Origin of the sequence: Rhizobium sp. SG_E_25_P2 (assembly GCF_029892285.1) — a bacterium.
Taxonomy (GTDB): domain Bacteria; phylum Pseudomonadota; class Alphaproteobacteria; order Rhizobiales; family Rhizobiaceae; genus Rhizobium_E.
This window is the reverse complement of sequence record NZ_JARXVM010000019.1, coordinates 95,333-107,981: the sequence shown is the minus strand read 5'-3', so window position 1 is coordinate 107,981 and position 12,649 is coordinate 95,333. Positions and strand designations below refer to the sequence as shown.

Here is a 12,649-nt window from a genome sequence, read left to right as displayed (position 1 = left end):
TCTTCACCGTCTGAATTACTTCAGCTCGATCTTGGCGCCAGCCGCTTCGAGCTTCTTCTTCAGGTCTTCGGCTTCGGTCTTGGAAACAGCTTCCTTGACCGGCTTCGGAGCGCCGTCGACCAGGTCCTTGGCTTCCTTGAGGCCCAGGCCGGTGATGGCGCGGACTTCCTTGATGACGTTGATCTTGTTCGCGCCGGAATCCACGAGGATCACGTCGAACTCGGTCTTTTCTTCGACAGCAGCGGCCGGAGCAGCGGCAGCAGCGGCGACAGCCACCGGAGCAGCGGCGGAAACGCCCCACTTTTCTTCGAGAAGCTTGGAGAGTTCGGCGGCTTCCAGGACGGTCAGGGCCGAGAGGTCTTCAACGATCTTTGCGAGATCAGCCATTTTTGTATTCCTTACTTAGGTTCGATCTTGGTTGGTTCAAGTGACAGCGAAGTACCGCCTTATGCGGCTTCGCTCTTCTCGGCATATGCGTTGAAAACGCGGGCAAGCTGCGCGGCCGGGGCCTGAAGAACGCCAGCGATGCGGGTGGCCGGGGTCTGAATCATACCCACCAACCGTGCACGCAGTTCATCAAGCGACGGAAGCGTCGCAAGCGCCTTGACGCCTTCAGCGTTCAGCGCAGTCGCGCCCATCGCTCCGCCAATGATGACCAGCTTGTCGTTGGTCTTGGCGAATTCGGACGCGATCTTCGGAGCCACAATCGGGTCGTTGCTGTAGCAAATCAGCGTTTGACCCTTGAACAGATCAGCGATCTGTTCGGACTCAGTGCCTTGAAGAGCGATCTTGGCCAGGCGGTTCTTCGCGACCTTTACGGTGCCGCCGGATGCGCGCATTTTTGAACGAAGATCGTTCATCTGCGCGACCGTGACGCCGGAATAGCTCGCCACGACGACTGAGCCCGAAGCCTTGAAGACTTCGTTCAGTTCGGAGACGAATTCGCGTTTTTCCGCTCTATCCACTGTCTCACTCCAGTAGGTGACACCGCGAGAATGCAGAGCCACCGGGTTGCCTTTTGCCGCATGGGAGCGATCCCAAGCGACGCTTGAGGATCCTGTCCCCTCGCGCGCATTCCCGGGGGAACACAGCACAAGGCATCCAAGGTTCGAACCGTTCTTTGCGGACATTCATCCGCGGAAACCGGATCTTACCCGTCTCATGCAGGCCAAGTGATTAAGGAGGGCCCACCTGCAATCTCGGACAGGAACTTTGCCGGCGAACCGGCAATTTCCGGCCCGAAGGCCGGAAACCATGCTCGGCGCCCGAATGGATCGGGCGCCGGAATTTCTATCAGGCTGTCAGCGACGACGGATCGACCTTGACGCCAGCACCCTGGGTCGAGGAGATCGCGATCTTCTTGACATAGTTGCCTTTGGCGCCAGCCGGCTTGGCCTTGACCACTGCGTCGGCGAAAGCCTTGATGTTCTCTTCGAGCGCCTTGGCGTCGAAGGAAGCCTTGCCAACGCCGGCATGCACGATGCCAGCCTTTTCAACGCGGAATTCGACCGCGCCGCCCTTGGACGCCTTGACGGCGCCGGCGACGTCGACGGTCACGGTGCCGACCTTCGGGTTCGGCATCATGCCGCGCGGGCCGAGAACCTTACCGAGACGGCCGACGAGCGGCATCATGTCGGGGGTCGCGATGCAGCGATCGAAATCGATCTTGCCGCCCATGACGGTTTCGAGCAGGTCTTCCGCACCGACGATGTCGGCGCCGGCGGCCTTGGCTTCATCAGCCTTGGCGCCGCGAGCGAAGACGGCGACGCGGACATTCTTGCCCGTGCCGTTCGGCAGATTGACCACGCCGCGGACCATCTGGTCGGCATGGCGCGGGTCGACGCCGAGATTCATCGAGATTTCGATGGTTTCGTCGAACTTGGCGACAGCGCGTTCCTTGACCATCGAAATGGCTTCGGTAACGACATAGGCCTTGTTGGGGTCGATGCCTTCGGAAATCTTCTGCAGACGCTTTGCGAGCTTCGCCATCTATCAGCCCTCCACTACCAGGCCCATGGCGCGGGCGGAGCCCTCGATCATGCGCATGGCGCCGTCGATATCGGCGGCGTTCAGATCCTTCATCTTGGCTTCGGCGATCTTGCGCACCTGATCGGCGGTGATCGAACCGGCCTTGGCCTTGCCCGGCGTCTTGGAGCCCGACGTGATCTTGGCTTCCTTCTTGAGGAAATAAGACACCGGCGGCTGCTTCATCGCATAGGTGAAGGACTTGTCCTGGTAATAGGTAATGACGACCGGGATCGGCATACCCTTTTCCATTTCCTGCGTAGCCGCGTTGAACGACTTGCAGAATTCCATGATGTTGATGCCGCGCTGACCAAGCGCAGGACCGATCGGCGGCGACGGGTTCGCCGAGCCAGCCTTGACCTGCAGCTTGAGGTGGCCTGCAACTTTCTTAGCCATTTCTCTGCCTTTTCACACAAGGTTCAGATCGACATGCGATCATGAACCGACTGAAACCGGTTGCCCGGCCTGTTTGCCGATTCGTCAGAACCGGCGGCTGCGGTTGCGTGGTGCGGAGCATGATGGATCCGGCTAGAGATCCGCGCCTTCCACGCGAAGCGCCGGAAAACCGGCGCTCGGAGATCAGACCTTTTCGACCTGACCATATTCGAGCTCCACCGGAGTGGCGCGCCCGAAAATAGAAACCTCCACCTTGAGGCGGGAACGCTCCTCATCGACATCCTGAACGACGCCATTGAAGGAGGCAAACGGACCATCGGCCACCCGAACCTGCTCGCCGATCTCGAAAGAGACCGTCGGCTTGGGATGCTCGACGCCATCCTGCACCTGACTCAGAATGCGATCAGCCTCGTAGTCAGGGATCGGAACCGGCTTGGATTCAGAACCCAGGAAACCAGTGACCTTCGGAGTATTCTTGATCAGGTGATAGGCTTCGTCGGTCAGGTCCGCGCGAACCATCACATAGCCCGGGAAGAACTTGCGCTCGGAATCGACCTTGCGGCCGCGACGCACTTCAACCACCTTCTCAGTCGGCACGACGATCTTCTCGAAGAGATGGCTCAAGCCCTTCTGGCGAGCCTTGTCTTCGATCGATTCGGCGACCTTCTTCTCGAAATTCGAATAAGCGTGAACAATGTACCAGCGAGCAGCCATCAGATATCTCCGAACCGATCAGCCGAGAATGAGGCTGATGGCGTAGCCCATCAACCAGTCGGCGGCAAAGAAGAACACGGCGGCGACGCCGGCCATGATGAACACCATCATGGTCGAGATCATCGTCTCACGCCGCGAGGGCCAAGTTACTTTCGCCGTCTCGGAGCGGACCTGCTGCAGAAACGTGAATGGATTGGTTTTCGATGCCATTGACTGCTCACGCCATTTCGGCGCGTAAAGCTGAACTTGTCAGCCCCACGCGCCGCGTGTCTGTTTGAACCCTACATAACCACCGATTCCCTTTTTCACAAGAGGGAAAATACGACGGTTTCCGCATTCTTAATTTGCCTTCTTGCCGTCCAGAACGCGATGGAGACTGGCAGGGGCAGAGGGGCTCGAACCCCCGGCCTACGGTTTTGGAGACCGTCGCTCTACCAACTGAGCTATACCCCTATTCATCGTCGACGCCATTCGCTGTCAAAGCGCCCGTCGTCTCGGACAGCGGCTAGTTATTCAATCCGCTCTGAAAACACAAGTACTTTTTTGCAGATCAAGGGCCACAATTCACATTGCCGCTGGCCTGCCCGAGCGCTTCAGGACTTTGAGAGATATGGAAAAGGCCCGGGCGCGTCACCGCAGCCCGGGCCTTGTTCGTCATTGGCGTCAGGCCGATCAGCCGAGGTCGTCGACCACGGCGTTGCCCTTGCCGCTGATGCGGTGGGCGAGCGCCGCTTCCATGAACGGGCTGATTGCGCCGTCCAGCACGTCCGACGGCGCCGAGCTTTCGACGCCGGTGCGCAGGTCCTTCACCATCTGGTAGGGCTGCAGCACATAAGAGCGGATCTGGTGGCCCCAGCCGATATCGGTCTTGGAGGCCGCCTCGGCATTGGCGGCGGCTTCGCGCTTTTCGAGCTCCACCTCATAAAGACGCGACCGCAGCATGTCCCAGGCCTTGGCCTTGTTCTTGTGCTGCGAGCGCTCCTGCTGGCAGGCCACCGCGATTCCCGAGGGAATATGCGTGATGCGGACGGCCGAATCGGTGGTGTTGATGTGCTGGCCGCCGGAACCGGAGGCGCGATAGGTGTCGATTCGGCAATCGCTCTCGTTGATCTCGATATTGATCGAATCGTCGACCACCGGATAGACCCAGACCGAGGAGAACGAGGTATGGCGACGCGCGTTCGAATCATAAGGAGAAATCCGCACGAGGCGGTGCACGCCCGATTCGGTTTTCAGCCAGCCATAGGCGTTGTGGCCCTTGACCATGATCGTCGCGGATTTGATGCCGGCTTCTTCGCCGTCATGCATTTCCAGCACTTCGACCTTGAAGCCCTGACGCTCCGCCCAGCGGGTGTACATGCGTAGAAGCATGTTGGCCCAGTCCTGGCTTTCGGTGCCGCCCGCGCCGGAATGGACTTCCAGATACGTGTCGTTGCCGTCCGCCTCGCCCGACAGCATCGCCTCGACCTGGCGCCGGTTGGCTTCGTTGAGCATCTCCTTGAGAGAGGCTTCCGCCACCGCGACGATCTCCTGATCGTCTTCCATCTCGCCAAGCTCGATGAGGTCGATGTTCTCCTGCAAGCTCGCTTCGAACTTGCGGACGCTGGTGATGCTGTCGTCCAGCTGCTGGCGCTCGCGCATCAGCTTCTGGGCTTCGCTCGGGTCATTCCAGAGATTGGGATCTTCGGCCTTGTTGTTCAGCCAATCCAGACGTCTTACAGCCTGATCCCAGTCAAAGATGCCTCCTCAGCAGGCTTATGGCCTGCTTGATTTCGTCGATGACATTGATTGTTTCATTGCGCATGTGCGGATGTCTTCCTTCCCACCAATTGAGCGGCTGTGCTTTAGAGCGCCCGGCGGGCCTTGTAAACCCGCCTCCCCGTCACGCGATGGTCTTGCGCGTCAGAACAGCCCGCCGGCCCCGTTGACGATGGCGTCCTTGGCCTGTTGCGAGGAATTGAGGATTTCCTCGGGCGATGCGTAGCCTTCGGCGCCGATGACGGAATAGACATCGGCGGGACCGGTGCCGGGTTTGAACGCCTCGACAATCGTGTCGGGATCGCCCTCGATGGCCATCATGCCGGTCTTGCGGTTGACGGGGATCAGCTTCATGCCTTCGGGCATGATGAACTTTTCCGGCTTATGGCCTTTGAGCGCCGCCTGCATGAATTCGTTGAACAGCGGCGCGGACAATGAGCCGCCGGTGCCGCCGCGGCCCATCGGCTTGGGATCGTCAAAGCCCATATAGACGCCAGCCACCAGATTGGGCGTATAGCCCACGAACCAGGCGTCCTTCTCGTCATTGGTCGTGCCGGTCTTGCCGGCCACATCGCTGTCCAGCTTGATCTTGCCGGCGGCGGTGCCGCGCTGGACCACGCCCTGCATGATCGAGGTGATCTGATAGGCCGTCATCGGATCGAGCACCTGTTGGCGGTTATCCACCACGTCGGGCTCGTTCTGACCATCCCATTCCGGCGCGTTGCAGGCCTGGCAGAAACGTTCCTCATGCTTGAAGATGGTCTTGCCATAGCGGTCCTGCACGCGGTCGATCAGCGTCGGCTTGATCTGTTTGCCGCCATTGGCGAGCACGGAATAGGCCGACACCATCCTCAGCACCGTCGTCTCGCCCGAGCCGAGCGACATCGACAGCACCGGATTCATCTTGTCATAGATGCCGAAACGTTCGGCATATTCGGCCACCAGCCCCATGCCCATGTCGTTGGCGAGGCGCACGGTCATCAGATTGCGCGACTTTTCAATGCCGAGACGCAGCGTGGAGGGGCCGGCCGAGCCGCCGCCGTAATTCTGCGGCCGCCAAACCTGGCCGCCCGAGACTATCTCGATCGGGGCGTCGAGGATCACAGAGGCGGGCGTATAGCCATTGTCGAGCGCCGCGGCGTAAACGAAAGGCTTGAAGGACGAGCCGGGCTGGCGCATCGCCTGGGTGGCGCGGTTGAATTCCGATTGCGCGAAGGAGAAGCCGCCGGCCATGGCGAGCACGCGGCCGGTATTGGGATCCATCGCCACGAAACCGCCCTGCACTTTCGGCGTCTGCCGGAGCCGATAGGCGCCGTCCTTGCCGTCGAGCGGCTCGACATAGACCACATCGCCGGTGTTGAGCACGCCGGTCGGGTTCTTCGCGGTCGAGCGGTCGCCGGTCGCCGAGCGATAGGCCCAGCGCATGTTTTCGGCAGCGATACGACCCGTCTTGCGCGCTTCCTCGATACGGCCGGCGGCGTCGACTTCGGGACGGACGCCGATATCGACGCCGGATTTGTCGGCCGCCAGCACCACGGCGAGACGCCATTCGGGGATGTCGCGCAGGGGAGCGATCTTGGACAGAGGCACGCCCCAGTCGGCGCCGGTCTCGATCTTGGCGACGAGACCATGGAAGCCGCGAACCTGATCATAGCTGATCAGACCATCCTGCAGCGCCTTGCGCGCAAAGAGCTGCATGGCGGGATCGAGCGAGGTGCGCACCGACAGGCCGCCTTCATACAACTCTTCCTTGCCATATTTCTCGATCAGCTGGCGGCGCACTTCGCTGGCGAAATAATCGGAGGCGAACAGGTAGCTGCTGTTCTTCATGGCGCTGACGCCGAGATCCTCTTTCTTGGCCGCCTCACCGTCGTCGCGGGAAACATAGCCGTTTTCGACCATGCGATCGATAACCCAGTTGCGGCGCTCGATCGCAGCCTCCCTGGCCCTGAAGGGATGATAATTGGCGGGGCCTTTCGGCAGGGCGGCGAGATAGGCGGCCTGCGCGACGGTCAGTTCGGTGACCGGCTTGTCGAAATATGTCAGCGCGGCGCTGGCCAGACCATAGGAATTCATGCCGAAAAAGATCTCGTTGAGATAGAGTTCGAGAATCTTGTCCTTGGAATAGGCCTGCTCGATGCGAAACGCCAGAATGGCTTCCTTCACCTTGCGATCGATCGTCTGGTCGGCGCTTAGCAGGAAGTTCTTGGCGACCTGCTGGGTAATCGTCGAAGCGCCCACGAATCTGCGCCCCGAACCGACATTCTGAATATTGACTGCGATTGCGCGCAACAGACCCTGAAAATCCACGCCGGCATGCTGGTAGAAATTCTTGTCTTCGGCCGACAGGAAGGCCGCCTTGACGCGGTCGGGAATGGCCTGGATCGGCAGGAACAGCCGGCGTTCATGCGCATATTCGGCGATCAGCGCGCCGTTGTCGGCATGCACGCGCGTCGTCACCGGCGGCTGGTAATTGGCCAGCACCTCATAATCGGGCAGATCCCTGGTCACTTCGTCGAGATAGAGAGACGCCACCATCGCCGCCGCGAGGAAAAGCATCGTTCCCAAGCCGAAGAAATAGCCGATTAGTCTGATCATGGAATTCTTTCCGCGCTGTGATCGACCGCCGACCGCGCGACGCGCCGGGACCTGTTTTACCCGATGCGCGACGTCGACGCCAGCATGGGCTCTTACAGTCGTGAATGTGAGGAAAATAGGGCTCCGCCGATATTCCCGGCCTTGCGAGCCAGCCACACACAGATTTTTACGGTCGACTGCGCCTTATCCGCCACGCAATACGCCGTTGGCCTTGAAATAGGCGACGGCGGCGTCGGCGATCAAGGTGGAAACTTTGTCGCGCCAGGCCTTGCTGGTCAGCAGTTTTTCATCCTCGGCATTGGACATGAAGCCGAGTTCAAGCAGAACCGATGGCACATCCGGCGCCTGCAGCACCCGAAAGCCGGCATGTCTGAGCGGATTGTTGATGAGTTCGATCTGGCCTTCGAACGATTTCACCACATGTTCGGCGAGCTGGATCGAAAATGCCTGGGTCTCGCGTCGCGTCAGGTCGATCAGAATGTCGGCCACCTCTTCCGGCTCATCCTTCACTTCCAGCCCGGCAATGTCGTCGGAGAGGTTTTCACGTTCCGCGAGCCCCTCCGCGAGCTTGTCGGAGGCGCGGTCGGAGATGGTGTAGACGGTGGCGCCGCGAATGCCTTTCTGCCTGAGCGTGTCAGCATGCAGGGAAATGAACAATCGCGCCTTGCCCTGCCGGGCGATCGTCACGCGCTCGGGCAGCGAGACGAAAGTGTCGTCGCTGCGCGTCAGGAAGGCGCGGAAGCCGGGCTTGGCGTTCAACTGGTCGGCCAGCGTCTTGGCGAATGCCAGCGTCACATCCTTTTCCACCGTCTTGCCCGATGCGCCAAGCGCGCCGGTGTCGATGCCGCCATGACCGGCGTCGATGGCGATGATGATGGCGTCGCTTTCGGGCCCGGCTTGCGGAGTTTCCGCCGGCGCCACGCGTGGGGTTTTGCCGCCGGCCACCTTTTCAGCGTCCCAGGTCTGGTTCTTGACCAGCGCGGCGAATTCATCGGCGCTGGTCATTTCACTGTCGAGAATGAGCCGAAAGCCCTTGCCGGGTTCGTTTTCCCGCGCTTCGGCGAGAACCGCCTTGAACGGCCGCCTGGCGGTCAGCACCAACCGCGACGCGCCAGCGCCCATGCGCCCATAGCGGATATCGGTGAAAAGCCCTTTCGGGGCGAGATCGCTGTCGCCGAAGCCGAAGGTCGTCTCGTCGAGATCCACGATCAACCGCGCGGGCGCGGCGGTGTAATGCAAGGTGAACTGGGGCTTGCGATCGAAATCGATCACGATGCGCGCGCGGGACTCGTCGCCGGCGATGCGGGCGGCATAGGCAATCAGCGGAGTCGCAGACGGTTCTTCGGCGGCTACTCCACCGCCGGATACGATCATCAGGCCGATTACCGCCAGCCATGCCATCAAAAGTCTATGCATGCTTTGTGCCGTCCTGCCCTCAACGCCCAGCGTCATCTGTTGCAAAATAGGACGCATATCTTGACGAAACCCTGATTCGGTCGGCCGAAACATAGTTTTTCCGAACGCGTCGCGCCAACACTCAAAGATAGGCCCGCAAGAAAATTCAATGATTTCCGCCAAAGAGTGAATTCGATGGGTCAATAATGTGACGGATTTGCGTCACCCCTTGATATTCGCAGGGATAAACCCTAGAAGGTATCTGCGTGAATAGCGAAGGCGGGATCGCATTGCCCGGGAGGCTGCCAGGAGGATGGCGCCAGGCCAGAGGCAATATCTGCCGCCGTTGCGCATTCGCCGAGGCTCTATCCGGTCATGCGACGTATCCGCATGGAATTTCAGGCGGTTGGCCGCCACACGCTCGTGAAGTTCGGGCACATTCATTGGACCGCAAGGTCTTGGGCTTAGACATTCTCGCTCGGTAAGACATTGACGCAAGCGATCTTATTCTCGACGGCAACGACAGATCATGCGGTCCAGCCGCGTCTCCGCCGCGCCTTCAAGATCGTTTCACACGTCTCCCGGCGGGACACATTTTCCGGCAATCGGCGCAGCCTGCGCCCGGCATTCCCCATTACTGGCGGACCCTTGCGCCAAAGCCTCGATTGCCGAGGAGTTACAGATACATGGCAGACAAGATGCTTATCGACGCGTCTCACGCTGAGGAGACGCGGGTTGTAGTCGTTCGCGGCAACCGCATTGAAGAATTCGACTTCGAGTCGCAGCATAAGAAGCAGTTGCGAGGCAATATCTACCTCGCCAAGGTCACCCGGGTCGAACCTTCGCTTCAGGCCGCTTTCGTGGATTACGGCGGCAATCGACACGGCTTTCTCGCATTCGCGGAAATCCACCCCGATTACTACCAGATCCCCCTCGCCGATCGCCAGGCGCTTCTGAAGGCGGAAGCCGAAGAACATCGCCGCGACGATGATTTCGAACCCGTCGGTCGCGCCGATTCCAGTTCCGCCGAACACGAAGCGGCGGCTGGGCTCGAAGAAGCGCCGCAGCCGGAGATTGACTCCTGGCAGGGCCGGAGCTTTGAACAGCAGGTAAAGCCTTCCGCAGAAGAAACCGTCGCGGATGTGGCGGCGGAGCCAGTCGAAGCCGGTGCAGCAGAAGCCGCAGAAGCGGTGGTCGCTCCAGTGGAAGCGCCCGCTGAAAAGCCGAAGCGTGTCCGCAAGCCGCGCGCCAAGAAAGTTAAGGCCGAGGACGTCAAGACCGAGGAAGCCGAGACCTCGGTGGACGCCGACCAGCCCGCAGCGGACGCTTCCGAACCAAGCGACGACGATAAGGGCTCGACCCCGCCCGCCATGGCGATGGTCGCCGATGTCGATTCGGTGTCCGAAGACGCTCGCCGCCGGTCCGGCGATGATGACGACGATGACGATGATGACGACAACGACGAGAAGGAAGTCATCGAATCCGTCGGCGCCGAAGACGCGATGGAGGAAGTTCCCGATCGCGTGGTGCGCAAGCCGCGCAAGCAATACCGCATCCAGGAGGTGATCAAGCGTCGCCAGATCCTGCTGGTGCAGGTCGCCAAGGAAGAACGCGGCAACAAGGGCGCGGCGCTGACCACCTATCTGTCGCTCGCCGGCCGTTACTCGGTGCTGATGCCCAACACCGCGCGCGGCGGCGGGATTTCCCGCAAGATCACCAGCCCGCAGGACCGCAAGCGCCTTAAGGAAATCGCCCGCGAACTCGAAGTGCCGCAGGGCATGGGCGTGATCCTGCGCACCGCCGGCGCCAACCGCACCAAGGCCGAAGTCAAGCGCGACTTCGAATATCTGATGCGGCTTTGGGAAAACGTGCGCACCAAGACTCTCGAGTCGACTGCGCCATGTCTGGTCTATGAAGAAGGATCGCTGATCAAGCGCTCGATCCGCGACCTCTACAACAAGGATATTTCAGAAGTCATCGTCTCGGGCGAGGAAGGCTATCGCGAAGCCAAGGACTTCATGAAGATGCTGATGCCGAGCCACGCCAAGGTGGTTCAGCCTTACCGCGACGTGCATCCGATCTTCTCGCGCGCCGGCATCGAAGCCCAGCTCGATCGCATGCTGCAGCCGCAGGTGACGCTGAAGTCGGGCGGCTATATCATCATCAACCAGACAGAAGCGCTGGTCGCCATCGATGTGAACTCGGGTCGCTCGACGCGCGAGCACTCCATCGAAGACACTGCGCTCCAGACCAATCTGGAAGCCGCCGAGGAAGTGGCCCGCCAGTTGCGCCTGCGCGACCTTGCCGGTCTGGTTGTGATCGACTTCATCGACATGGAAGAGAAGCGCAACAACCGCCTGGTCGAAAAGCGCCTCAAGGACCATCTCAAGAATGATCGCGCCCGCATCCAGGTCGGCCGGATCTCGCATTTCGGCCTGCTGGAAATGTCGCGTCAGCGCATTCGCGCTTCGGTGCTCGAAAGCACGATGCAGGTCTGCCCGCATTGCAACGGCGCGGGCCTCGTGCGCTCGCAGTCGTCGGTGGCGTTGCATGTGCTGCGCGGCATCGAGGAATTCCTGCTCAAGAGCACGACGCATGACATTATCGTCAAGACGCCGGCCGACACGGCGCTCTACCTGCTCAACCAGAAGCGCGGCTCCATCGTCGATTACGAGAATCGTTTCGGCGTCGCGATCACGGTCATGGCCGGCGATGAAGGCGGCGCGCAGCACTTCCTGATCGAGCGCGGCGAAGCCGTCGAAAACCCGGTCAAGATCGAACAGCTCATCCACTTCCCGGTCGAAGAAGAGGAAGAAGATGAAGAGATCGTCGAGATCGAGGAGGACGAAGCCGAGGTCGAGGAAAGCGCAGCGCCAGCTGCTCCGCAACAGGCTCGCTCCGACGACCAGTCGAACAAGAAGAAGAAGCGTCGTCGGCGTCGGCGCGGCGGCAAGCGTGAAGGCGGCGCGGAAAACGGCGCTGGCTTGAACGGTGGAGATGACGGCGACGAGGATGAAGGCGACGCCGACGAATCCGACAGCGCAGCCGATGACGCCGCCGAGACCACGGTCGCCGATGGCGCCGCTGGCGACAGCGACAGCCGCAAACGCCGCCGTCGCGGCAAGCGCGGTGGACGCAGGATTCGCGAAGGCGACGTAAACGGCGCGTCCGAAACCGGTGAAACCGACGCAGAAGCCTCAGACGAGGCCGATGGCGAGGACGCATCGCCGGCAGAAGCCGTCGCTGAAGTCGCCCAGGCTCCCGCGCCCCGTCCGCGGCGCGCTCGCGCCAATCGGTCCGAGGCCGTGGCATCTGCCGACGCTATCGAAACCGTGGTGGTTGAAGCCGCCGCCGAGCAGGCGTCCGAGCCCGTTGTGGCCTCCGCGCCTGAAGCTGAAGTCGTAGCGGCTGACGTTTCCGAGGCTGTCGTCGAACCGGTCCCGGCTGCCGAGACAATGGCGGAGCCGGACTCGTCCAACGAGGAGAAAAAGGTCCGCGCCAATCGTGGCGAGGCCGCCCTGCAGGCGTCAGCCCCGGTGGTGGTGACGTCGTCTGGCCAGGAAAAAACCGAGGATGACGGCAAGCCCAAAAAGGGCGGCTGGTGGCAAAAAAGGGGGTTTCTTTGATGCCATCATCCGCCTGATCAAAGGCTGAGCGTTCAAGGCCCGTCTCCATTGCGAGACGGGCCTTTCGCATTTCGGGATGGTCATGTCACGATCCCGCGAGAGCGGCCGCACAACCGCCTTTTTCTGTTTCCACGCCT

10 protein-coding genes and 1 tRNA gene are annotated in these 12,649 nt (G+C 60.9%); 1 reads left to right on the top strand and 10 read right to left on the bottom strand.

Annotated elements, in window-relative coordinates; all coding sequences use genetic code 11:
- Positions 1-15: 15 nt before the first annotated feature.
- From rplL to M2360_RS22230, 10 genes are all read right to left on the bottom strand, one after another.
- Positions 16-387 carry a 50S ribosomal protein L7/L12 gene (gene rplL, locus M2360_RS22275; protein ID WP_280777572.1) on the bottom strand — a complete coding sequence of 124 codons (372 nt, stop codon included), beginning with the start codon at positions 385-387 and terminating at the stop codon, positions 16-18.
- 59 nt (positions 388-446) lie between these two features.
- Entirely contained in the window at positions 447-965 is a 519-nt protein-coding gene (gene rplJ, locus M2360_RS22270) for a 50S ribosomal protein L10 (RefSeq protein WP_280777590.1), read from the bottom strand.
- Between the two features lie 328 nt (positions 966-1,293).
- Positions 1,294-1,989, bottom strand: coding sequence for a 50S ribosomal protein L1 (rplA, locus tag M2360_RS22265; protein ID WP_280777571.1), 696 nt, complete (start codon positions 1,987-1,989; stop codon positions 1,294-1,296).
- A 3-nt stretch (positions 1,990-1,992) separates the two neighbouring features.
- The gene (rplK, locus tag M2360_RS22260) at positions 1,993-2,421 is read right to left on the bottom strand and encodes a 50S ribosomal protein L11 (RefSeq protein WP_280777570.1); all 429 of its coding nucleotides are present in this window, start codon (positions 2,419-2,421) and stop codon (positions 1,993-1,995) included.
- A 183-nt stretch (positions 2,422-2,604) separates the two neighbouring features.
- Positions 2,605-3,135, bottom strand: coding sequence for a transcription termination/antitermination protein NusG (gene nusG / locus M2360_RS22255; protein ID WP_280777569.1), 531 nt, complete (start codon positions 3,133-3,135; stop codon positions 2,605-2,607).
- Between the two features lie 18 nt (positions 3,136-3,153).
- Positions 3,154-3,345 carry a preprotein translocase subunit SecE gene (secE, locus tag M2360_RS22250; protein WP_280777568.1) on the bottom strand — a complete coding sequence of 64 codons (192 nt, stop codon included), beginning with the start codon at positions 3,343-3,345 and terminating at the stop codon, positions 3,154-3,156.
- Between the two features lie 167 nt (positions 3,346-3,512).
- Positions 3,513-3,588 (bottom strand) — tRNA-Trp (locus tag M2360_RS22245).
- 219 nt (positions 3,589-3,807) lie between these two features.
- A protein-coding gene (gene prfB, locus M2360_RS22240; protein ID WP_280777567.1) for a peptide chain release factor 2 occupies positions 3,808-4,939 on the bottom strand; the annotation gives its coding sequence in 2 pieces (ribosomal slippage) (positions 3,808-4,869 and positions 4,871-4,939; 1,131 coding nt in all).
- Between the two features lie 98 nt (positions 4,940-5,037).
- A complete protein-coding gene (locus M2360_RS22235) occupies positions 5,038-7,491 on the bottom strand; it encodes a penicillin-binding protein 1A (protein ID WP_280777566.1) in 2,454 nt (817 codons plus the stop codon).
- Positions 7,492-7,674: 183 nt separating this feature from the next.
- A complete protein-coding gene (locus tag M2360_RS22230) occupies positions 7,675-8,865 on the bottom strand; it encodes an N-acetylmuramoyl-L-alanine amidase (protein ID WP_280777589.1) in 1,191 nt (396 codons plus the stop codon).
- Between the two features lie 707 nt (positions 8,866-9,572).
- On the opposite strand from M2360_RS22230, the gene M2360_RS22225 reads away from it, so the two are divergent.
- Entirely contained in the window at positions 9,573-12,512 is a 2,940-nt protein-coding gene (locus M2360_RS22225) for an Rne/Rng family ribonuclease (protein ID WP_280777565.1), read from the top strand.
- Positions 12,513-12,649: the final 137 nt, after the last annotated feature.

Bases quoted from the DNA above. Each gene is read 5' to 3' on its own strand.
- nusG (WP_280777569.1), bottom strand. From the start codon at position 3,135: ATGGCTGCTCGCTGGTACATTGTTCACGCTTATTCGAATTTCGAGAAG.
- M2360_RS22230 (WP_280777589.1), bottom strand. From the start codon at position 8,865: ATGATCGTATCCGGCGGTGGAGTAGCCGCCGAAGAACCGTCTGCGACT.
- rplL (WP_280777572.1), bottom strand. From the start codon at position 387: ATGGCTGATCTCGCAAAGATCGTTGAAGACCTCTCGGCCCTGACCGTC.
- secE (WP_280777568.1), bottom strand. From the start codon at position 3,345: ATGGCATCGAAAACCAATCCATTCACGTTTCTGCAGCAGGTCCGCTCC.
- rplK (WP_280777570.1), bottom strand. From the start codon at position 2,421: ATGGCTAAGAAAGTTGCAGGCCACCTCAAGCTGCAGGTCAAGGCTGGC.
- rplA (WP_280777571.1), bottom strand. From the start codon at position 1,989: ATGGCGAAGCTCGCAAAGCGTCTGCAGAAGATTTCCGAAGGCATCGAC.
- M2360_RS22225 (WP_280777565.1), top strand. From the start codon at position 9,573: ATGGCAGACAAGATGCTTATCGACGCGTCTCACGCTGAGGAGACGCGG.
- M2360_RS22235 (WP_280777566.1), bottom strand. From the start codon at position 7,491: ATGATCAGACTAATCGGCTATTTCTTCGGCTTGGGAACGATGCTTTTC.